Here is a 21726-nt window from a genome sequence, read left to right as displayed (position 1 = left end):
GCAAAAGGAGAACACCATGAAAAAACTCAGCACACTCACCGCACTGCTTCTCGCCCTGACCCTCGCCGCCGGCGCGGCCTTTGCCGCCGCCAAAGTCGGCATCAAGATCAAGGCGGAGAAGGAAATCACCACCGTCAAGGGGGGAAAGAAGGAGACCCGGCTGATCCCGGCCAAGAAGTACGCCCCCAACGATCTCATCGTCTACACCATCACCTACACCAACAACGGTGACCAGGCAGCCACCAACGCGGTGATCGACGACCCGATCCCGGCCGGCACCGTCTACGTCCCCGGTTCCGCCAAGGGGGAGGGGAGCGAGATCACCTTCTCCATCGACAAAGGGAAAACCTTCGCCGCCCCCACCCTGCTCACCTACGAGACCCAGGCAGGCGGCAAGAAGGAGAAGCACGTCGCAGCCCCGGAGGAGTATACCAACGTGCGCTGGGTGGTCGCGACCATCCCGGCCAAGGCCAGCGGCAAGCTCGAATTCAAGGTAAGAGTCAAGTAATTACGACAGCTTAGCGTATTCAGCCAACAGGATCAGTCAAGCAAAACGAAAACAGGAGGATGCATGACCAAAGCAGGGACAGCGAAGAGCTGTGAAGGTATCAGGGAGGGCCCCTCGACGGGGCCGGAAAACATTCAATCGGTGTGTGAAGCACCACTTTCGATCGCGGCAATGGCCGCTCAAAAAGGAGATCAATGACATGAAATGGAGCAAAAACCTTCGCAACGGCTCAGCCGTAGCGGCAACCGCACTGGCCCTCGGGCTTAGCTGCCTGGCGGCACCCGAAGCCCAGGCGATCACCACCGGCGCTGGCGCCACCGTCTTCAACAAGGTAACCGTGACCTACGCCTCCGGTTCGGTCAATAACCTGACCGCCTCCAGCACGGTGTCGGTCGCCATCACCACCCTCGCCTCGCAGCCCAACATCGCGGTCAACAAGACCACTGCCGAGGTGCTGTCGGGCGCGCAGACAGTCTACACCTACACCATCACCTCCACCAGCAACGGTACCGACACCTACAACATCAGCTCCACCAACGTGAGCGACTCCGGGATGCAGAGCAACAGCTCCGACAGCCTGAGCGCCACCTCGGTCACCCTCTGGGGGAGCTACGCCATCAGCTCCGGCGCCGGCTTCATCAGCGTGCCGGGCGGCTCGGTCGCCATCACCGGCCTGACCTCCGGCAGGACCGTCACCTTGGCCGGCCACAACTACACGGTCGGCACCATCACCCCGGGCCACGCCGACTCCGGCTCCGGCGAGGTGCTCGACCAGATCGCCCTCACCCCGATCGGCACCTCCCCGGCCATCACCGCCACCACCGTGACCAGCGCCACCCAGGTGGGCGAGTACACCACCTTCACCGACACCGTGACCGGCGGCACCGTGCTCACCCCCACCAGCACCACCGCAACCGACGGCACCCACACTTTCAACCTGCACGTCGCCTCGACCGTGACCCCCGCGGTCACCATCGACACCAGCGCCGGCAACAGCAACCAGACCATCACCACCATCCTGGGACCGGTATTGAGCATCGTCAAGAAGTCGCGCAACGCCACGACGAACCCGAGCGGCACCTTCGGGACCAACACCACCGCCAAGCCGGGTGAAGACATCGAGTACCAGATCACCATCACCAACACCCACGCGGTGGATGCCCTGGCGACCATCAGCAACGCCAAGGTGGTGGACGTCCTCCCCGTCTACACCACCTACAAGACCGGCACCGCCGGCATCACCTACACCATCGGCGGCACCGCCACCAGCAGCAGCATCGCCGATGCCACCGGCAATACCTCGCCGCTCGACAACAGCGGCAACGGCTACACCCTGGGCACGGCCCTGGGCGGCGGCGACACCGCCGTGATCACCTACAAGGTAACTGTCAACTAACCGGCCCGGTCTGGGCGGGGCAAGGACGCCCCGCTCAGGCCAGCAGATATTCCATGCTATGCAGCACCTCATCTAAAAGGAGAAGAGCAACATGAAGAAGTCCGTCCTCACCGGCCTCGTCGCCGCAGGCCTGCTGGCCTCCACCGGTTCCGCCTGGGCCACCACCGCCAAGACCGCAGCCAACACCCAGATCGTCAACACCGCAACCATCAACTTCACCATCGGCTCCACCAACTCGTCGGCCAGCGCCTCGGTCGCCGTCACCGTCAGCCTGATCCCCTCGGCGCCGCAGGTCTCCATCAGCAACCCGGCCCCGGTCGCCTACACCGGCCCCAACACCCCGGTGCTCTCTGACACCCTGACCATCACCAGCACCGCCAACGGTCCGGCCACCTACACCATCGGCGCCGGCATCAACGCCTCGGTGAATAACGGCAACACCGCCACGGCCAGCGCCACCGCCACCTCCATCGTGCTGGGCGCCTCGGTCACCTCGCAGGCCACCACCGCCTCCAACGTCCTCTACGTGCCGAGCGTTCTCTACACCATCGACCCGACCCTCAACAGCGCCACCGAGGTCAACGGCCTGACCGGCGGCAAGACCATCGTCTTCACCGACCACAACGGCGTCACCCAGACCGTCGCCATCGTCTCGGTCAGCAACCCCGGCACCGCCACCGGCACCGCCACCATCACCCTCGCCAACAGCTACACCGTCGACGCCGGCACCCCGGTCTACGAGCAGAGCTCCAGCATCAACATCAACGTTCTGCCGGGTACCGTGGCCCTCCCGGGCACCTTCCTGACCGTCGACGCCAGCGCCACCGTGAGCGGCGCCGGCTTCAGCCAGGTGACCGTGATGAACTCCACCTCCTCCACCAACGCCAACGCCGGCGACCCGAGCAAGGCACCGACCAACCTCAACGTCTGGACCTCGGCACCGGCCACCGTCAACATCACCAAGTACGTGCGCAACGTCAGCAACCCGAACGGCGGCTGCTCCGTCACCATCACCGGCACCACCGGCTCCTGGTGCCCCAGCGGCGTGGTGACCGGCAAATCCGGCGACAACCTGGAGTACGCGGTCATCGCCAAGAACAACGCCACTGACGCCACCGGCAACCTGAGCAACTGCAACATCACCGACCTCCTCCCCCCCTCCTTCGTCACCCTGGCCTGCAACGGCTACACCACGGGCGTGGACGTCAACTACATCGACACCGGCGCCACCGTGCACACCCTGCAGGCCTGCGGCAACACCTCCGGCCAGTGGGCCAACTGGAACCCGAACGCGGCAGCCGGTGCCCCCAACCTGCTGGTCTACGTCGGTAACGGCGCCGGCGCAGCCCTGCCGGGCGTTCTCCCCTTCGGACAGCAGGTGGTCATCACCTACAAGGCGACCATCAAGTAATCCGGAGACGGAGAGACCCGAGGACTGATGCTCACAGACTTCATCGCACAACTCTGCTTGACCCTTGCCGGCCTTGGCGCCGGCAGGGGTGACGTCCGCCCGCAGGGCGGCCGCGGCGACGGGGGGAGAATCGCCCCCCGCCGCCGTGCAGGGACCCGTGCGTTCAGGATGTGGGCGGCAACCCTGTGGCTGGGGGCGGCGCTCTTCGGCGCGCTGCTGGCGCCGTCCCCGGCCTCTTCCTCCACCAACGGCGACCAGATCGTCAACATCGCCACCTTCCACGCCGACGGCATCGCCCCGGTGAGCGCCTCGGTGACGGTCACCCTGTTGACCTACAGCCAGTCGACCATCACCTTCCTGAAGTACGCGCCGCTCTCCAACGGCCAGCTGATCACCGGCGCCTCCTTCTTCGACGTCGGCCAGACCCAGTACCGGACCGGCGCGGCCACCGATTCCCCCTTCGTCACCCTGCCGGCGCCCACCCCGCTGGGGAGCTCGTCCCCGGTCGACCTTGCCGCGGTGCCGCTTATCAAGGCGGACTCCTACCACACAGGCGAGCCGCTCTTCGTGGAGGTGACCGACCGCGAGGCGAACCTCGACCCCGGCCAGCGCGACCAGCTGCAGGTGACCCTGAAGAACGAGACCACCGGCTGCCTGCAGGTGCTGAAGCTGACCGAGACCGGGCCCAACACCGGCATCTTCGTCGGCTACCTGGGCACCATCGACGGATCCAACGGAGGCAGCACCAACTCCTACTCCGGGAGCTTCACCGTCACCCAGGACAACCAGATTTCCGCCCAGTACGTGAACGCGCTGGACATCAGCAACACCTCCACCGCCCAGGTACTGGTCGACCCGCTGGGGATCGTCTTCGACGCCGCCACCGGAAAGCCCCTGGACGGCGCCACCGTCACGCTCTGGGACGTGGACGCCAACGACTACGCCAAGGTGTACGGCGACGACGGCTCCACCACCAACACATTCCCGGCCACCGCCGTGAACGGCAAGCCCGCCACGGTAGTGACCGGCTCCACCCCCAAGGACGCCAGCGGCCGCACCTACGCCTTCGGCCCCGGCCAGTTCCGCTTCCCCTTCGTGAAGCCGGGACGCTACCAGTTCAAGGTCACCCCGCCCAACGGCTATCGCTACCCCTCCGCCGCCAGCAACAGCGCCCTCGCCAAGCTGCCGGGCGGCCCCTTCGTGGTGGTGGACGGCTCCCGGGGGCTCACCTTCACCATCGATCCCGGCCCCGAGCTGAGGATCGACCTGCCGGTCGACCCGGTGTTCGGCAAGCTCTGGCTGCAGAAGTCGGCAGGCAAGTCGCAGGCGGCCATCGGCGACACCGTCCCCTTCCAGATCACCGTGCAGAACAGCCAGACCGAGGATTCGCTGCCGGTCACCGGCCTCAAGGTGGTGGACCAGCTGCCGCCGGGCTTTAGCTACATGAAGGGGACCACCAGGCTTAACGGCAGCCTCAACACGCCGCTCCCCGACCCGGCGGTCTCGGCGGACGGGCGCACGCTCACCTTCACCCTGCCGGATCTCCCGGCCAAGGCGATGGCCACCTTCAGCTACGTCACCATGATCTCGGCCGGCGCCCAGCTGGGGACCGCCACCAACTCGGCGGCGGCCGGCAACGGCGCCATCACCTCCAACCTGGCCACCGCCACCGTGGAGGTCCGCTCCGACTTCCTCTCCACCCGCAGCATCATCATGGGGAGGGTCTACAGCGGCAACTGCTCGGACAAGGGGGGGAGCGAGGACCAGGGGGTGGCCGGGGCGCGCATCTACCTGGAGGACGGTACCTTCGTGGAGACCGACAAGAAGGGCATGTTCCACCTGGAGGGGGTCACCCCCACCACCCACGTGGTCCAGCTCGACCTCGACTCGCTCCCCGAGGGGTACCAGGCGACCCCCTGCGAACAGAACAGCCGCTTCGCCGGACGCGCCTATTCGCAGTTCGTGGAGCTGCAGGCGGGCACCATGTGGCGGGCGGACTTCCACGTCTCCCGCTCCAGCCAGCGCGCCGCCGACGGCCAGCACGACGAGGAGGCCTACGCGGCTGCCCATCGCGCCGAGATCGAGGCGGCCGACGCCAAGCTGAAGGCCGAGCTCGCCCAGGCCCGCCGCGCCCAGAGCGAGGACGGCAGCGGCGAGGGTGCCGAGAGCGTGGAGAATACCCAGGTGGTCCCGGTCAAGATCGAGCTCAAGAGCAGGCTGGATGGGAAGGTGGTGGTGTACGAGGTGGAGCTTGCCGGCGGCGCCGAGCCGCTCAGCAACCGTAAGCTGAAGATCACCCTCCCGGCTGGCGTCGCCTACTTCGCCGGCAGCAGCACCCTGGACGGCCAGCACCTCCCGGACCCCCAGCAGGACGGCCAGCAGCTGACCTACTCGCTGGGCGACAGCAAAGAGGAGTGGAAAAAGCTGGTCAGCTTCAAGGTATCCCCGCAGGGGGGGGACGAGGACGACGTGCTGGAGACCCGCGCCCAGCTGGAGTTCGACACCGCCTCGGGCAGCGGGCTCTCCACCCCCGAGGTGGACAACGCCCTCACCATCTCCAAGGACGAGGGGACCATCCAGCTGCCGGAGATCGTTCTGCACCCGCACTTCCCGAGCTTCGGCGCCGAGCTTTCCGAGGCGGACAAGAAGCTCTTGGACGAGATCGCCGTCAAGCTGCAGGCCAAACACGTCACCGAACTGAAGGTGGTGGGGCACACCGACAACGTGCGGATCGCCCCGCGCGCCAGGAAGATCTTCCGGGACAACATCGAGTTATCGCGCGCGCGCGCGAGGACCGTGATCCGCTACCTGGTCGACAGGCTGCACCCGCCCCCCTCGGTGGTGGACTACTCGGGCCGCGGCGAGAGCGAGCCGATCGCCTCCAACAAGACCGAGGAGGGGCGCGCCCTGAACCGCCGGGTGGAGATCCTGCTGAAGGCCGCCCGTTCCTGGAGCAACCAGAAGCTGGAGCTGGTGAAGGCCGAAAGCGGCCCGCAGCAGGTGGAGATCCCGCTCACCCCGCACAAGAGCGAGCAGGCCGCCGCGGCGGAGGTGCAAAAGGAAGCGGACGCCAAGGAGAAGGCAAAGGAGGAGGCCGAGGGGTCCGACCAGCCGGCGGTGAAGGAGCAGCCGGGCATCCTGAGCCCGCCCCAGGGCTCCACCCTGATCTTCCCGATCAACAGCGTCCGGATCTGCCTCCCTTCCGAGCTGACCCCGCGCCTCACCGTGGACGGGCACCTGGTGCCGGCCGACCGGATCGGCTTCACCCTGAAGGACGCCAAGAGCGGCAAGACCATCTACAGCTACATCGGGGTGGACTTCGGCCAGCGCGGCGAAAGGGTCGCCCTGCTGGAAGGGGTCGACCCCTTCGGAGTGGCCCGCTTCAGCCAGAGCGTCAAGGTGATCCGCTCGGGCGCCGTCGCCACCATCCTGGTGAAATCCGCCGACGGGAACGTGGCCGACGGCAAGACGCCGGTCAGGCTCCAGCTCCAGTTCCTGGACTCCGCCGGCAATGCGATCCCGGCCGCCGCCGACCTGCAGGTGCTGGACGGTACCCTGAAGCCGGTCAAGAGCGAGGAGCAGGGCCTGCTCACCACCAACACGGCCAGCAGCGCCTCCCCCCTGGCGGCGGCCGCCCTCTCCGCCAACGGCAGCGGCAACGGCCAGGGTGACGCGCTGCACGTCAACCAGTCGGGTGTCGCCCTCTTCCAGCCGGTCTCCAAGAGCGGCCTGTACCGGATGGTGCTGGGGATCAACGGCGTGAAGGTGGAGGCCGAGACCTACGTGAAGCCGGCCATGCGCGACTGGATCCTGGTCGGCCTCGCCGAGGGGACCGCGGGCTACAGCGCCATCTCCGGCCACATGGAGAGCGCCCAGAGTGCCGGGGTGGACGACAACCTCTACCGTGACGGCCGGCTCGCCTTCTACACCAAGGGGACCATCAAGGGGGAGTGGCTGTTGACCGCCTCCTTCGACTCCGCCAAGAAGGAAGGCGCGACCGGCAACGGGCTGTTCCAGACCATCGATCCCAACACCTACTACACCCTGTACGGCGACGCGAGCCAGCAGCAGTATGACGCCGCCAGCGTCAAGAAGCTCTACCTGAAGATCGAGCGTGAGCAGTTCTACGCCATGTTCGGCGACTTCAACACCGACCTCACGGTGACCGAGCTCTCCCGCTACAGCCGGCGGATGAACGGGGTGAAGACCGAGTACCACGGCAAGAACCTGGAGGTCTCCGCCTTCGGCAGCGAGAACGGCCAGGCCTACGTGAAGGACGAGATCCAGGGCAACGGCACCTCCGGCCTCTACAAGCTCTCCCGCCGCAACATCCTCTTGAACACCGACAAGGTGACCTTGCAGGTGCGGGACCGCTTCCGCTCCGAGGTGGTGATCTCCTCGCAGGAGCTGACCCGCTTCGCCGACTACAGCATCGACTACAGCTCGGGTACCCTGCTCTTCAAGGAGCCGATCTACAGCCGCGACTCCAACTTCAACCCGATCTACATCGTGGCCGAGTACGAGATCGCCGACGCCGGCACCGGCGCGCTCACCTACGGCGGCCGGGCCGGCGTGAAGCTCCTCGACCAGCAGCTCAGGGCGGGGGTCACCTACCTGCACGAGGGCGAGGTGACCGGCAACGGGAACAGCGTGGGGGTCGACACCACCCTGAAGATCGGCACCGGCACCGTGGTCAGGCTGGAGGCGGCCCACAGCGACTCCACCGTGGCCGTGGTGAACACCGGCGGGACCAACGGGGCCAACACCACGAGCTCCGCCGGCGGCGGCTCCACCAGCGGCAACGCCTACCTTGCGGAGGTCTCCCAGAAGAGCGCCAAGCTCGACGCGCGCATCTACTACCGCGAGATCGACCAGGGCTTCGGCCTGGGCCAGCAGCAGGCAAGCGAGGTGGGGACCCGCAAGTACGGCCTGGATGCCGCCTACAAGCTCTCCGACCAGCTGACCGTGAGCGGCACCGCCAACCACCAGTACACCATGGCGACCGGCGCCGAAGGTGACCGCCTGGAAGGGAAGGCGACCTACACCTCCGGCATTTACAGCTCCAGCCTCGGGGTCCGTTACGCGAACGACGTCACCTCCGACGGCGCCAGCAAGACCTCCACCCAGCTGACCGCCAGCACGAGCGCAGCACTGCTGGACAAGAAGCTGATCCTGAAGCTCGACCGCGACCAGTCCATCGCCGGCAACAACGTGGCCGACTACCCGACCCGCACCACGCTGGGGGCCGAGTACAAGTTGTCCCCCAAGGTGAGCTTCTTCGCCGCGCAGGAGTTCACCCAGGGGGGGAGCACCGAGGGTAACGCCACCCGGGCGGGCTTCAAGAGCAACCCCTGGGAGGGTGGTGCCGTGAACAGCTCGCTGGAGAGGGACATGACCGAGAACGGTAGCCGCGCCTTCGCGCTCTTCGGCCTGAAGCAGACCTTCAAGCTGAACGAGCACTGGAGCGTGGACGCGGGGCTCGACCGCAACCAGACCATCAAGGCCAGCTACCGCCTGGACAACAACGCGCCGCCGGCCTCCGGCAACCAGGACTTCACCGCCGTCTCGCTGGGAGCCGACTACAAGCAGAAGCTCTGGAGCTGGAACGGCCGGGGCGAGTACAGGAACTCCGAGACGGACAACAAGTGGGGGGTGCTGAGCTCGGTGCTGGGCGAGCCCGCCCCGGGATGGGGATGGTCGGCGAGGCTGCAGCTGTTCGACACCACCGGCAGCGGCCAGACCACGGTGAACGGCGACCTGAGGCTCGGCCTGGTGCACCGGCCGCTGGCCAGCCAGTGGATCCTCTTGGACCGCCTCGACCTCATCTACGACAAGCAGACCGGCACCACCGACGCCGACAACCGGCGCATCGTCAACAACCTGAACGCGAACTACAGGCCCAACGCCAAGCTGCAGCTCTCCCTGCAGTACGGCGCCAAGTACGTGCTGGAAACCTGCAACGGCGCGGAGGTCTCCGGCTACACCGACCTGATCGGGGTGGAGGGGCGCTACGACCTGACCGCCAAGTGGGACGTGGGGGTGGCGAGCTCGGTGCTGCACACCTGGGCCACCGGCCAGCTCGCCGACAGCGTCGGGGTCTCGGTCGGCTACAACCTGATGGAAAACGCCTGGCTGAGCCTCGGCTACAATGTGGCCGGCTTCTACGACAAGGACTTCTCGGCGGCGAACTTCACCGCCCAGGGACCCTACGTCAGGTTCCGCTTCAAGTTCGACCAGAACTCGGTGAAGGAGGCGATGAAGGCGCTCAACCAGTAAGGTCGGTATCTGTGAAATTCAGTTGGGGACGTCGGAGTGAGGGGTTAGCAGGGGGGCGTGGGATAACGAAGGAGACTACGGTTGAGGGTGAAGCAAAGGTCGGCTCTCTCTTGAAGTGGTCGTCCAGCACCGGTACGACAGATGCTCAGCGATCATCACCGTCGAGGCCCCTCACGCGACGCGGCTTTGGCCATCGAACACGGGCATGGGATGGTCAGGCTCAGGAGTGGGCGGGATCCAGCTTGATCAGCTTCTTCTGCACCGCCTCGTAGATCGCCTGGGAGCGGGAGTTCACGTGCAGCTTGGTGTAGATCTTCTTGATGTGGGTGTGGACGGTGTGCGGGCTGATGCAGAGGTTGTCGGCGATCTGCCCGAAGTTGAAGCCGCGGTACAAAAGCTCCAGGATGTTGGTCTCCCGGCTGGAGAGCGGCGAGATGATCTCCTGGAGTTCCTGGCTGACCTGCGGTCCCTGGAATTCCCTGAGCACCTTGCGGGCGATGGAGGGGGACATGGGGGAGCCGCCGTCCCCGATCTCGTCCAGGGCGGCGATCAGCTGCTCGGCGCTGGCTCCCTTCAGGATGTAGCCGGTGGCGCCCGCCTTGAGGGAGGCGAAGACGGTCTCGTCCTCCTCCGAGACGGTGAAGATCAGGATGTCGACGTCGGGGGAGGCCACCTTGATGGCACGCACCGCCTGGTCGTAGGAGATGCCGGGCAGGCAGAGGTCCAGGATCACCAGGTCGACGTAGTTGTGCGCCATGAAGCTCAGGGCCTCCTCGGCGGACTCCACCGCGGCGACCACCCGGTATTCCTCGTGCCCGTGCAGCAGGCCGACCAGCATGGCCCTGGCTACCTTGGTATCCTCGACGATTACAATGTCCATGCGAACCTCGACGTCCCGGAGAAGTGGTGGAGCGATGGCAGCCAAAGGGGCTGCGCTATCCGACTTCACCGATAAGGGGGATCAATTTTCGCAATACTAGATCAATTGCCGTGCCGGTAGCAAACAAAATCTCGGCAGCGCCCCCTAGTCGGCCAGCGCCTCCTTGATCTTTTCGTTGAGGGAGTGCAGGTCGAAGGGCTTCTGGATGAAGTGACGCCCCTCGTCCATCACGCCGCGCTGGGCCACCAGGTCCGAGGTGTAGCCGGACATGAACAGCACCTTCATGCCCGGGGAAAAGGTCAGTATCTCGTCCACCATCTCCTTGCCGTTCATCCCCGGCATCACCACATCGGTCAGCACCAGGTCGATGCGGGACTCCCCTTTCCGGCAGATCTCGATGGCGTCCTCGGGGGACCTGGTCTGGATCACCGTGTAGCCGATCTCGGCCAGCATCTGCGAGGCCATCTCGCGCACCAGCGGGTCGTCCTCCACCAGCAGCACGTTGCCGGAACCGGACATGGTGGTCTCCGGCGCCAGCTCTTCGGCCTCCACCTCGCCCTGCGACTTGGGGAAATGGATCCGGAAGCTGGTGCCGTGGCCGGGCTCGCTGTAGACCGTCACGAAGCCGTTGTTCTGCCTGACGATGCCGTACACGGTGGCCAGCCCCAGGCCGGTCCCCTTCCCCACCCCCTTGGTGGTGAAGAAGGGCTCGAAGATGTGGGCAAGGGTGTCGCGGTCCATGCCGGTGCCGCTGTCGGAGACCGTCAGCTGGACGTAGTCGCCGGGGCGGGCGTCGAGGTGGTACTTGCAATAGGTATGGTCGATGTGGACGTTGGCGGTCTCGATGGCGAGCTGCCCACCCCCCGGCATGGCATCCCGCGCGTTCACCGCCAGGTTGACCAGGATCTGGTCCAGTTGCGACGGGTCCGCCTCGATCGCCCACAGGCCGGGCGCCGGCTTGAAGGTGAGGTTGATGTCCTCGCCGATCAGCCGCCCCAGGGTGTTCTGGGTCTCGACCACCTTGGCGTTCAGGTTCACCTTCTTGAGTGAGATCAGCTCCTTCCTGGAGAAGGCCAAGAGCTGTCGGGTGATCTCGCTGGAGCGCTCGGCGGCCCGCGAGATCTGGTTGAGGAACTGCCAGAGCTGGTCCCCCTCGGTCACCTTGAGCATGGCGAGCTGGGCGCAGCCGATGATGACGCTCAGCATGTTGTTGAAATCGTGGGCCACCCCCCCCGCCAGCCGCCCCACCGACTCCATCTTCTGCGACTGCAGCAACTGCGCCTCCAGCTGCTTGCGCTCGGTGATGTCCTCCTTGATGGCGAGGTAGTGGGTGATCACCCCTTCCCGGTTCTTGATGGGGGAGATGGTGGCGCGCTCCGAGAAGAGCTCGCCGTTTTTCTTCCGGTTGACGAATTCCCCCTCCCAGATGTTGCCGCTCTTCAGCGTCTCCCACAGCTTCCGGTACATCTCGGGAGGGTTGTGCTCCGACTTCAGGAAGGCGAGGGTCTTGCCGATCACCTCCCGCCTGCCGTAGCCGGTCAGTTGCTCGAACTTGGGGTTCACGAACTCGATCAGGCCGCGGGTGTCGGTGATCACGATGGTGACCGGGCTCTGCTCCACCGCCAGGGAGAGCTTGGAGAGCGCCTCCTCGATCTCCTTCTGGCGGGTGATGTTCTGCATGGTGCCATCGATGTGGGTGAGCTTGCCCTGTTCGTCGAACAAGGGGTGGCCGCTCATGCGGATCCACTGGATGCTCCCGTCGCGGCAGCGCAGGCGCGCCTCGAAGTCCTTCACCTCCTGCCCGCTCTTCAAAAGCGCCAGGAACCGGTCCCGCCGCTCCGGGTCGACGTAGAGCTGGTTGCGGATGTCGGTGATGGAGTCGATCACCTCCTGAGGCGAGCCGTAGCCGAGGATGGCCGCGATGGCCGGGTTGCAGCTTAGGAAACGTCCCTCCGGCGTGGTCTGGTAGATCCCCTCGATGGAATTCTCGAAGATGCCCCGGTACTTCTGCTGCGCGAGCCTCTCCTGCTCCAGGGCCCTCTCCATGCTGGCGTAGAGGAGCTGGTTCTCGATGGTGGAGGAGAGCAGCCCCACCAGGTTCCCCACCCCCGGCAGCGAGGCGGAGGGGGTGACCCTGCGATAGAAGGAGGCGTTCTCGGCCGAGTTTCCCAGCACCAGCACCGCGAAGGGTGCGAGCTCTGGCCCCAGGCGGTAGAGGAGGAACTCCTCCATCTGCACCTTCTGCCGGAAGGCTGCCAGCTCGGCGTCGTCGCACCCTGCCCAGCAGATGCGGAACTCCTCGCCGGCGAAGAGCGGCTCGAGGAGCGGGGATTCGGCGGGGATGACCAGTTGGCAGACCGCTTCCCTGACCGGCTCGTCGTAGTAGCCGTCCAACGCGCAGACGGCGTAGTTCTCCGAGGAAGGGGAGCGCCTGAGGAAGATGACCCGCTCGTAGCCGAGCGTCTCGATCACGTAGGAGCAGGCCTGCGACAGGACCGCCGGCAGGTCGAAGGAGCCGTTCAGCCTCTTGTTCAGCTCGTAGAGCTCCTGGTACTCCTTGAGCTGGGCGTCCAGCTGTTCCTGGTAGGCGTAGAGCTTTCCCTCCGCCTGGACCAGGCGCTTTACCTGCTGGGAGAGGTTTTCCTTTTCGAGGCGCAGCGCTGCCAGCTCCTTTTGGAGCGAGAGCACCTGGTCCTTTGGCTGGTGGGTCATAGCGGCGTCCAATGGGAGGGTGTTGTGGACCATTATAAAGCACCCCCCAGATCCTGGATAGCCATAATCGTAGAAAAAGCGGGAGGTTGGCAAAGTCTAACGGGACGGAAGTGAATTTTTAGGTTGACAAGGAAGGCGAAAAAAGTTAAATACGAAGCTTCCCGAGAAACACCACCGGAATGTAGCGCAGCCTGGTAGCGCACCTGCTTCGGGAGCAGGGGGTCGGAGGTTCGAATCCTCTCATTCCGACCATTTAAAACAAGGGGTTACGGCCAAAACCGTAACCCTTTTTGTTTTGTCTCCGGTCCTTCTCCGGTCCACAGCCCAACTTTCCTTGAACCGCATAGCTTCTTTTTCCTCAAAACTCGGGGCGGCCATCCGCTACCCCTGCCCGCGTCTCCGCTACCCTTCCGACAAATTCCCGTTGCCAGGCATGCAGCGAAAGAGTGAATCCTTCCTCCGGTCTCTCACTAGCGTATCCAGTGAGACCCCGGACAATTGTGCGGGAGGCACGGCTCGCTCCGAAAGGTGTTTCCTCTTGACATGCTGCACAAATCACTTTACTGTAATTTACACATAGACGATAATCGCTTTTACCTGTAGAGAGCGGAGGTTTCCGATGTTGGCCACGATTTTTTGGACAGTAACCACCGTGGCGGTGCTGGTATCCTGGTGGCGGGATTCGGACCTGACCAAGAAGGCGCTCCAGACCAGCTGGCGGTCGCTTATGGCGTTGGTTCCGAAAGTGCTGGGGATGATCGCCTTGGTCGGCCTGGTGCTGGCGCTGGTCCCACAGGAGGTGTTGACCCGGTTGTTCACCTTTAAAGGGGTAGGTGGCTTTGCCTTGGTTTCGCTGGTCGGCGCCGTCGTCACCATGCCCGCGCCGATCGCCTTTCCGCTTGCCGGCTCGCTGCTGGGGATGGGAGCAGCGCCTGCCGCTCTGGCCGCCTTCATCACCACGCTGACCATGGTCGGCATCGTTTCGGCGCCAATTGAGGTTTCCTACTTCGGGGTTAGGTTTACCCTACTCCGCCAATCCCTGAGTTTTGTCGCCGCGATCCTGATTGGTCTGCTCATGGGGGTGTTTCTATGATGACAGTTCACCTGAAACAATACCGGCTGTTCCTGGTCCTCCTGGCAGTCAACCTGGGGCTGGTGCTCTGGCAGCCCGCCCTGGCTAGGCATTCGGTGACCAACTCTCTAAAGTTCCTGACTGAAGTTCTGCTGGTCCTTCCGCCGGTCATGGTAGCCATGGGACTGCTCGATGCATGGGTGCCCCGGGCCTTGGTGGAAGCCCACCTCGGACCGGGGACTGGGCTGCGCGGCGCCCTTTTTGCCATCCTGCTTGGGACCGCCGCCGCCGGACCGATCTATGCCGCGTTCCCCATTGCGCTTTCCTTGAAAAACAAGGGAGCCCAGTTGGGGAACCTGGTTATCTTCCTAGGGACTTGGGCCAGCATTAAAATCCCCATGATCATCATGGAAAGCAGCTTCATGGGACTGCGCTTCGCCCTGTTACGGCTGGCGTTCACCGTGCCGTGCGTCCTGGTCGGCGGTTACCTGATGGAAAAGATGATGCACGGAGAAGTCATTCTTGAAAATGATCGTTCCGGCTTGACGGAGGAGGCAGTATGAGCTCGAAGGGAAGACAGCACTACCGGCACCTCCCCGCGTTCATCCTGTTGGCGCTTGCGGAAAATCCGGTGCACGGCAGCGCTATCCACACCCTGTTGATGGAACGTATGGGGCTGTCCCGGCCGGACAGCGGGGCCATCTACCGCACCCTGCAACAACTGGAACAGGATGGCGAGGTCGTCTTTGAATGGGATACCAGCGGGAGCGGGCCGGCGCGAAAGGTCTACCGTCTCACTCCAGCGGGGTGGGAAAAGCTGGCGCAGTGGCGAGAGGACATCGAGATGCGGCTGGCCAACCTTCAGAACTTCCTGAAAATTTACGCAGCGTTGAATACGCGGTAAAGCTCCACTCTTTGTGCCGGTCCTGGCCCTCCTGGTCCCGCCAACATCAGGAGTAGAATTGCTGAGGCGGAGTACGCAGGAGCTCGCCGAGTCGTTGAAAAAAACGGCAAAAAATAAACGCTCACCGGTGCATCGAGGCATGCGGCATGTAGTCGGTATGGCAGACATAGCAGTTCCAGAGCCAGTAACCGTCTCCCTGTAACTGGCGCGGAATCAGGTTATCGGCGGCGTTGGTCGACGGGTACTCGGCATGGGTGCTGTTGTGGCAGGCCTCGCAGTAGAGTTTCCCGTTCATGCTGCCTTCGGGTGCATTGTTGAATACCGAGTTCCGGTAGAGAACGCCGGTGTTCTCCTGGTACCTTTTGCCGTGGCAGCCGCCGCATTGCGGTTCGTCCAGCCAGGGGCGACGCCCGTTCTGAAGTGAAGCGGTCATCGCGTAGAGGTCGCCGTGGCAGTCGCTGCAGGTCTGACCGGCGTGATACATGACGCCACGCAGGCAGTTGGTGTTGGGACCCGGATGGCAGTTGTAACAGGCGGAATTGCTGCCGGGGGTCGGGCTGACGTTGCCCTTGTGGTAGCCATGCATCGCAAGGGAGAGGCTCTTCACCCCCACCTTTCCAGGGAGCCCCAGGGCGTTATCCGCGTGACATTCGGCGCAGAGGTGGAGAACACCGTTGGCCTGGTCCGCAGCCAGCGAGGTGCCGCTTAGCTTGTCATGCGACTTGAGGATATTGAGAAAGGTATCCGTCGAGCCGTGACAGTTGCTGCAATCGAGTTCGGTGGATACCGGTGCCACCACGGCGGTGGAGGCAAGCACGACCCCGGTGGCACTGTCGGTAGCGGTGATGGTGGCGGTCCCGTAGGGATCCCAGGTGCCATCGTCGTCGTAGGGGGTGATCGGAATCCCCACTGCCTGGAAGCCGAGGTTGTTGGCGTCGAGCGACATGGTGCCGGCAAGCCGCGTGCCGGTTATGCCGACGTTGGGAGCCACGTTCCAGCCATACCTGGCTGCGTAGCTCCAGAAATTGGTATGAAGGGTGGAGTCGGTCTTCTTCGGGAAGCTGTAGCTTACGGTAACCCCTTCGGTAACGACGCCGGAGCCGCGCTTGATCACCTGGGCGTGCAGGGTGTTAAAGGGCGGGAGGATGCAGAAGTAGGAGTAATCGTCCTGCGCGCAGTGCATCCCGAGGTCGTTCCAGGCGACGATGATGTAATCCATCCCCGCCGCCGGGATCCACTGCGAACTGTTCGCCCCCGTGTAGTTGACATAGGCTGCGTGCGCCCTGTTGAGGGCGAGGTTGAACACCGTGTTGCTGCCGGCGGTTATCGAGCAGACCCGGGAACTGGTCTGGTAACCGGCGGCAGAGATGATGAGAGTGTATTTCCCGGCCGGCCTGGCCAGGGCGAAAGAGCCGTTGGCGCCAGTGACCGCGGTTCCAATGCCGTCACTGATGGTGACTCCGGCAACGGGCGCACCAGTCGCGATGTCAGTGACAACTCCGGTCGCCGTTCCGGAGGACCCGGCAACACCGCCCCCGCCTCCGCCGCAAGCAGCCAGGGCAATGGCGAGAATGATGATCCCCAGCACACACGGAAGCCCCCTGCCGATTTCCCTTGCCATACCGACTCCTTTCGCCGTTTGATTCAGCAAGTCTGTCAGACGAGGTGGCGGTGTCAAGCATGCTAATGAATTTCGGGGGGAAGGGATTCTAATGATGATCCAATCTGCAGGGTGAGCTCCTGTCAAGGCGGGGAAAGATCGCGTGGGGGCGGGACGCCCATGCAATTCATGCGTTTCTGCCTGACGCGCCACTTCTTGCTGACGACCATCTTGCCCCCCTTCGCCGCCCGAGGCCCGGTCTTGTCAACCTCCGGATGTTCTTCGGTGAGCACGCCCCTCCGCATTTCCACGCCGAATATGGCGAGTTCAAGGCGAGCGTCGGAATTCGCGAACTGAGCCATCCTCGATGGGGCGCTGCCCAAGCGGGCCGAGGGATTGGTGCTCGATTGGGCAGGAGCAGGGGGACGTACCTGAGTTACTTGAGTTGCTTTAGGGCGAACATCTCAGTTAGGATCGGTTTATCAGCAAAAAGCGCCTCCCCTCTTCGGGCTGCCAATACGACACCAGAGTCTGTGATGTGGAGCTTCTTGACGAGGTCGATACCGTGGTAGCCGAAACGCCTTGTAGCAAGATAGCAGATTACACCTCTGGCTTCTGAGATACGCTTTGCGCCGTTCTCCGGTCCCGTTCCGGTCCGCTCTGTTCGTGTTTGCCTTCCCTGCTCGCCGCAAAAACTCGAAACCGCCATCCTTTCCTTGCCTCGCGCTAAATCGATCCCTTATTTTTCACCAACTTGAGCTCCTACCCACCCTCTACCCCTTCGACTGCATGGCCTCCCATTGCTAGTGCGCTGGCTTCGGGAGCAGGGGGGCGGAGGTTCGAATCCTCTCATTCCGACCATTTAAAAGAAGGCCGCTGGCATCTGCCAGGGGCCTTCGTCGTTTCCGCTCCACGGCTAACGCTCACCGGGGAACAACTCTGGGGTCGGGTTCGACTTTTGGATGTTTGTGTCGGAGCAAGAGTGGAAGAAAGACCAGATATCGAACCCAGGCCGTCCTTGAGCCTTTCGAGGAACTCTCGCGGAAGGGGAGAACCGGAAGCATGTCGCCCTTGTCCCCGTTGCCTGCTTTCGCCCCTGCGGTTTTGGCGCTGGCGGGATCAGAAGACAGCGCCCTGCAGGCTTCCCTTCTGGGATCAAACGTGCTAAATTTTGCTGCAACGTCGTGTAAAGGCTATGATAACTCACCGCATCAAATCCAGTCCGCAGATCCTGGTCGTTTTCCTGGTCGCCCTGAGCCTCCTGTCGGCAGGGGTGCGTGTCCCGGACCTGTCAGGCCCCCACCGCCCCAAAGCAACCCAGCGGGTAGTAGTCCAAAACCACCATGCGTCTCTCTACAAATGCCTGAAGGAGCAAAACGACTTTGTGTCGGTTGTGCCGAGGCTTGTACCGGTAAGAAACACCGTCTCCTACCGCATCTCCGACGTCGTCTCCCCGCTCTATACCTCCCCGGCATCTCCCTGTACCCTCGGCCGTTCCCCCCCCGCACCGAAAAGCTAGCCATCGATTACGGATTTCGTCTCACCGGCACGGCATTGCTGACTGGTGATTGATGATGCAGGATGCTGTCCCGGAACGCCCTTTCGGAGTGAGCGGCGGCTCTCGGCCCATCGTCCCGGCATCGTGTGCAGGAAGGCTGGCGCCGATGTTCCCGCTTTAGCTCTTCTGCGTTCCGCGCTGCTGTACTGCCGTCGCCGGCAGGGGGGATTCAAATGAAGTTTTTCGCAACAATCCTACTGGCTGCCCTACTTTCGGGAGCCCAGACCCGCTGTTATGCCGTTAGCTGTAACTGCAATGACTGGATAGAAAGACAGGGGTATTGCGTCGACTATGTAAAGGAACGCATCCCCACCTTCCCCGTTCCTACCAAGGACGACATGCCCGCACTGCAAAACACCGGCGTTGACAACATCACGGAGGGGGATGTCGCCATATTCACCATCAAGAACTACTGGCACGTCGCCTACGTGGAAAAGGTGCACCGCGACCAGCATGGAGATGCCACCGCGATAGACGTAAGCGAGATGAATTTCGGAGATACCGTTTCCTTCCCGGAGTTCAGAGCGAAGTGGCAGGCCAAAAGCAAGGCTGAATGGAGCAGGGCGTTGTGTTGCGGTGTAACCGAAAACTACGACCGGATAACCTTTCGGGAAGATATCCCTCTGAGCACGGTCAAGCAGGTATGGTCTCCGGATGATGTCCCAAGCGATGCCCGCCGGCACCCTTTCAAGGAGGCGGTCGATAAAATCAAGGAAGTGGTCAATCGGCTGATGGATCTTACCGAAAGAGAGCTTTAACGCCCCACTGAAGTTCCCGTCGTTGAATCATCGCGGGAGGTGGCAAGAATGGAGCGGGTCCCTTCGAGATCCATGCCGGCTCTGCGCGATGATCACACCCTAAACTGTGAAGCGGCAGACGGGTCAACGATTTTTTTCTGCTCTATACGGCCGAGAAGATGCTGGCTATCAGACTCTTGATCAAAGGATCCTGGCCCCGTTTCCCGTTCACCACGATCGACCGCAGACGGTTGCTGGCAAATCCATCGACCATGTGTTCGCGCAAGGTCCCCTTTTCCAGTTGCTCATCTACCATGCTGCGAGAGACGAATGCGACGCCGTTGCCCGACAGCACGGACTGGATGGTCAGGTGCAGATCGTCATACACGATGGTGCCATTGAAGTCTTCGAGGCTTTTCCCGAAGCGGGAGAGGTTTGACTCCAGCAGATGTCGCGAACTGCATCCGTCGCGCCGGGCGATGAGGCGGTGACAGGTAAGGTCCTGGAGTCGGACGTCCTTCCCTGGAATCTGCAGTGCCGGCGCCGAGATGAATATGAGCTCGTCGGCCGGCAGTTGGTATACTTCCGCGCCTGCCGCTTGCACGTTTTCACAGTGTTCGATAACAGCCAGGTCAAAATCGTTGGCCAGTACCCCTTTCAGGGACCGCTCCGGCGTGTTGAGCATGAACTTCAGGTCCACCCCTTCCGAATAGCAGAGAAAGAACCTGTTGAGAACATGGGGAAGATACACGATGCCGAAGGTCGGGGTGCAGCACAACGAGATCCCCGGTTTCCGCCCCAGATTCTGCAATTCCTTTTTCAAGGAGTGCTCGATGGCGAGGATCTGCTCCGCCGCTTTCAGCACCGCCTCGCCCGCATCGGTTGGCTGCAGCACGGTGCCGGAGCGGTCGAGCAGGGGCAGGCCGAACTGCTCCTCGATCGCCTTGATGCGCTGCGACACCGCCGATTGGGTTATGTAGAGCTCTTCTGCCGCCTTGGAAAAACTGCCTGTGCTCAGCACCATGCTCAACGTTTTCAAATACCTGGTGTCCATCTCCCCCCCTGCCTGCCTAGCTCTTTTCCAGTCGCCCGGCTCCCGTCACCTGCCGAGGCTCCTCACCGCGACGCCCGATCCCCAGGCCAAGGATTATACTACGGCCACAGCGGCCAGTCCATAAGAATGCCTTATGGGTAGATAAGAATTATTCACTTTATTTCATCTTATCTTGCCTATAGTATTCGAGGCTGCTGCGCTCAATTTATCGCGCAGTTAGCCGCCTTGCCGAAGATCTGCCAACCTCCGGCAGGCTTTTTTTTGCCAATGACACTCTACGAAAAGGGGAGACCAATGAAAGCAAAGCTGATACCACTGTTCGCTCTGGCGACTTTCACCATGTCAGCCTTGGCAACCGCTGCCACGGCACCAGACCATGCGCGCTTCATCTCCGGGCCGTTTAACGACGGGCCTTCGGTGACCAAACGCTGCCTGGAGTGCCACCAGAAGGAAGCCGCCTCCTTCATGACCTCTTCTCACTGGACCTGGGCCAGGAAACAGAGCGTCAACGGCAAAGAGGTCGAACTGGGGAAGAAGAACGCCATCAACAACTTCTGCATAGCCCTTCCCTCCAACTGGGCCCGCTGTACCAGTTGTCATGCAGGCTACGGCTGGAAGGACGGCTCCTTCGACTTCCAAAAGGCGGAGAACATCGATTGCCTGGTCTGCCATGACACCACCGGCACCTACCGGAAATTTCCTGCCGGCGCGGGACACCCGGTGTATCCGGGAGAGAAGAAGGAATTCCCCAAAGGGAAGGCGTGGGAACCGGTCGACCTGGTAAAGGTGGCGCAGTCGGTGGGGAAACCGAGCAGAACCACCTGCGGAGCCTGCCACTTCTACGGCGGCGGAGGCGACCATATCAAGCATGGCGACCTCGACTCCACCCTCGCCAAGCCGACCCCCGAGATCGATGTGCACATGGGGGGCAAGCCCAACATGTCCTGCGAATCCTGCCACAAAGGGGGCGGCCATACCATAAAAGGTGAAGCGGCATCGGTCTCGGTAGGCTCAGCGGAGCGCACCATGAGCTGCAACGACTGCCATAGCGGCAAGATCCACCGGAGCGCCGTCTTGGACAGGCATGCCGCCAAGGTCGCCTGCCAGACCTGCCACATCCCGACCTTTGCCAAGGCCAAGCCGACCAAGGTCTGGTGGGATTGGTCCAGGGCAGGAAAGGATGTGAAGCCCGAGGAGATCAAAAAGGACCAGTATGGCGAGAAGCTCTATGACAAGATGAAGGGGGACTTCGCCTGGCAAAAGGAGGTCACCCCTACCTATTTCTGGTACAACGGCAGCGTCGACCGACTGCTGATCGGGGACAAGATCGATCCGACCGCGGTGGTGAAGCTGTCTTCGGCGAAGGGAAATCGTAACGACCCCCAGGCGAAGATCTTCCCGTTCAAGGTGATGCGCGGCAAGCAACCCTACGACAGCGGCAACAACACCATGGCGGTGCCCAACGTGTTCGGCCCGCCGTCCAGCGAGACGGCTTACTGGGTAAAGTATGACTGGGACAAGGCGATCACGGCGGGAATGAAGGCCGCGGGGCAACCCTACAGCGGCAAATTCGGGTGGGTAGAGACCTCCATGGTCTGGCCGGTCAACCACATGGTGG

General features: G+C 63.0%; 15 protein-coding genes and 1 tRNA gene. 12 read left to right on the top strand and 4 right to left on the bottom strand.

Annotation, left to right across the window (positions count from 1 at the left end):
- The first annotated feature begins 16 nt into the window (after nt 1–16).
- The 4 genes from VJ604_RS09765 to VJ604_RS09750 all read left to right on the top strand — a co-directional run bounded on the left by VJ604_RS09765 (nt 17) and on the right by VJ604_RS09750 (nt 9591).
- On the top strand, nt 17–508 hold the full coding sequence (locus VJ604_RS09765) for a hypothetical protein (RefSeq protein ID WP_324082027.1): 492 nt from the start codon (nt 17–19) through the stop codon (nt 506–508).
- A 199-nt stretch (nt 509–707) separates the two neighbouring features.
- Complete coding sequence (locus VJ604_RS09760) at nt 708–1904, top strand: hypothetical protein (protein WP_324082025.1); 1197 nt, start codon at nt 708–710, stop codon at nt 1902–1904.
- A gap of 91 nt (nt 1905–1995) precedes the next feature.
- A complete protein-coding gene (locus tag VJ604_RS09755; protein WP_324082023.1) occupies nt 1996–3315 on the top strand; it encodes a hypothetical protein in 1320 nt (439 codons plus the stop codon).
- Nucleotides 3316–3342: 27 nt separating this feature from the next.
- Nucleotides 3343–9591 (top strand): OmpA family protein, encoded by a 6249-nt coding sequence (locus tag VJ604_RS09750; RefSeq protein ID WP_324082021.1) that lies wholly within the window; start codon nt 3343–3345, stop codon nt 9589–9591.
- Between the two features lie 220 nt (nt 9592–9811).
- Here the strand turns inward: VJ604_RS09750 and VJ604_RS09745 are convergent, their stop codons facing one another.
- Both VJ604_RS09745 and VJ604_RS09740 read right to left on the bottom strand, forming a co-directional pair.
- Nucleotides 9812–10471, bottom strand: coding sequence for a response regulator (locus VJ604_RS09745; protein ID WP_324082020.1), 660 nt, complete (start codon nt 10469–10471; stop codon nt 9812–9814).
- A 144-nt stretch (nt 10472–10615) separates the two neighbouring features.
- Nucleotides 10616–13183: a PAS domain S-box protein gene (locus VJ604_RS09740; protein WP_324082018.1), complete on the bottom strand. Its 2568-nt coding sequence runs from the start codon at nt 13181–13183 to the stop codon at nt 10616–10618.
- Nucleotides 13184–13358: 175 nt separating this feature from the next.
- On the opposite strand from VJ604_RS09740, the gene VJ604_RS09735 reads away from it, so the two are divergent.
- The 4 genes from VJ604_RS09735 (at nt 13359) to VJ604_RS09720 (ending at nt 15159) form a co-directional block, all read left to right on the top strand.
- Nucleotides 13359–13435 (top strand) — tRNA-Pro (locus VJ604_RS09735).
- A gap of 367 nt (nt 13436–13802) precedes the next feature.
- On the top strand, nt 13803–14276 hold the full coding sequence (locus tag VJ604_RS09730; protein ID WP_324082015.1) for a permease: 474 nt from the start codon (nt 13803–13805) through the stop codon (nt 14274–14276).
- Nucleotides 14273–14818 (top strand): permease, encoded by a 546-nt coding sequence (locus VJ604_RS09725; RefSeq protein ID WP_324082013.1) that lies wholly within the window; start codon nt 14273–14275, stop codon nt 14816–14818. The genes VJ604_RS09730 and VJ604_RS09725 overlap by 4 nt, the downstream gene beginning before the upstream one ends.
- Nucleotides 14815–15159: a PadR family transcriptional regulator gene (locus tag VJ604_RS09720; RefSeq protein ID WP_324082011.1), complete on the top strand. Its 345-nt coding sequence runs from the start codon at nt 14815–14817 to the stop codon at nt 15157–15159. Before VJ604_RS09725 ends, VJ604_RS09720 begins: the two co-directional genes overlap by 4 nt.
- Before the next feature lie 121 nt (nt 15160–15280).
- On the opposite strand, the gene VJ604_RS09715 is transcribed toward VJ604_RS09720, so the two are convergent.
- Nucleotides 15281–16780: a carboxypeptidase regulatory-like domain-containing protein gene (locus tag VJ604_RS09715; protein WP_324082010.1), complete on the bottom strand. Its 1500-nt coding sequence runs from the start codon at nt 16778–16780 to the stop codon at nt 15281–15283.
- Nucleotides 16781–17034: 254 nt separating this feature from the next.
- On the opposite strand from VJ604_RS09715, the gene VJ604_RS19285 reads away from it, so the two are divergent.
- From VJ604_RS19285 to VJ604_RS09705, 3 genes are all read left to right on the top strand, one after another.
- Nucleotides 17035–17331 carry a DUF4160 domain-containing protein gene (locus tag VJ604_RS19285; protein ID WP_349256678.1) on the top strand — a complete coding sequence of 99 codons (297 nt, stop codon included), beginning with the start codon at nt 17035–17037 and terminating at the stop codon, nt 17329–17331.
- Between the two features lie 623 nt (nt 17332–17954).
- The gene (locus tag VJ604_RS09710) at nt 17955–18278 is read left to right on the top strand and encodes a hypothetical protein (protein WP_324082008.1); all 324 of its coding nucleotides are present in this window, start codon (nt 17955–17957) and stop codon (nt 18276–18278) included.
- 212 nt (nt 18279–18490) lie between these two features.
- Complete coding sequence (locus VJ604_RS09705) at nt 18491–19075, top strand: CHAP domain-containing protein (RefSeq protein WP_324082006.1); 585 nt, start codon at nt 18491–18493, stop codon at nt 19073–19075.
- A gap of 142 nt (nt 19076–19217) precedes the next feature.
- Here VJ604_RS09705 and VJ604_RS09700 read toward each other — a convergent pair whose 3' ends face one another.
- Entirely contained in the window at nt 19218–20108 is an 891-nt protein-coding gene (locus VJ604_RS09700; RefSeq protein WP_324082004.1) for a multiheme cytochrome-associated LysR family transcriptional regulator, read from the bottom strand.
- Nucleotides 20109–20402: 294 nt separating this feature from the next.
- Between VJ604_RS09700 and VJ604_RS09695 the strand changes: the two genes are divergently transcribed.
- The coding region (locus tag VJ604_RS09695) for a tetrathionate reductase family octaheme c-type cytochrome (protein ID WP_324082002.1) at nt 20403–21726 on the top strand (1324 nt) is incomplete at its 3' end.

Origin of the sequence: Geomonas sp. (assembly GCF_035254065.1) — a bacterium.
Taxonomy (GTDB): domain Bacteria; phylum Desulfobacterota; class Desulfuromonadia; order Geobacterales; family Geobacteraceae; genus Geomonas.
This window is presented reverse-complemented; position numbering and strand designations above follow the sequence as displayed.

What these genes read in the sequence shown, in the direction of transcription:
- VJ604_RS09765 (WP_324082027.1), top strand. Translation starts at nt 17, where the DNA reads ATGAAAAAACTCAGCACACTCACCGCACTGCTTCTCGCCCTGACCCTC.
- VJ604_RS09760 (WP_324082025.1), top strand. Translation starts at nt 708, where the DNA reads ATGAAATGGAGCAAAAACCTTCGCAACGGCTCAGCCGTAGCGGCAACC.
- VJ604_RS09755 (WP_324082023.1), top strand. Translation starts at nt 1,996, where the DNA reads ATGAAGAAGTCCGTCCTCACCGGCCTCGTCGCCGCAGGCCTGCTGGCC.
- VJ604_RS09750 (WP_324082021.1), top strand. Translation starts at nt 3,343, where the DNA reads ATGCTCACAGACTTCATCGCACAACTCTGCTTGACCCTTGCCGGCCTT.
- VJ604_RS09745 (WP_324082020.1), bottom strand. Translation starts at nt 10,471, where the DNA reads ATGGACATTGTAATCGTCGAGGATACCAAGGTAGCCAGGGCCATGCTG.
- VJ604_RS09740 (WP_324082018.1), bottom strand. Translation starts at nt 13,183, where the DNA reads ATGACCCACCAGCCAAAGGACCAGGTGCTCTCGCTCCAAAAGGAGCTG.
- VJ604_RS09730 (WP_324082015.1), top strand. Translation starts at nt 13,803, where the DNA reads ATGTTGGCCACGATTTTTTGGACAGTAACCACCGTGGCGGTGCTGGTA.
- VJ604_RS09725 (WP_324082013.1), top strand. Translation starts at nt 14,273, where the DNA reads ATGATGACAGTTCACCTGAAACAATACCGGCTGTTCCTGGTCCTCCTG.
- VJ604_RS09720 (WP_324082011.1), top strand. Translation starts at nt 14,815, where the DNA reads ATGAGCTCGAAGGGAAGACAGCACTACCGGCACCTCCCCGCGTTCATC.
- VJ604_RS09715 (WP_324082010.1), bottom strand. Translation starts at nt 16,780, where the DNA reads ATGGCAAGGGAAATCGGCAGGGGGCTTCCGTGTGTGCTGGGGATCATC.
- VJ604_RS19285 (WP_349256678.1), top strand. Translation starts at nt 17,035, where the DNA reads ATGTTCTTCGGTGAGCACGCCCCTCCGCATTTCCACGCCGAATATGGC.
- VJ604_RS09710 (WP_324082008.1), top strand. Translation starts at nt 17,955, where the DNA reads ATGATAACTCACCGCATCAAATCCAGTCCGCAGATCCTGGTCGTTTTC.
- VJ604_RS09705 (WP_324082006.1), top strand. Translation starts at nt 18,491, where the DNA reads ATGAAGTTTTTCGCAACAATCCTACTGGCTGCCCTACTTTCGGGAGCC.
- VJ604_RS09700 (WP_324082004.1), bottom strand. Translation starts at nt 20,108, where the DNA reads ATGGACACCAGGTATTTGAAAACGTTGAGCATGGTGCTGAGCACAGGC.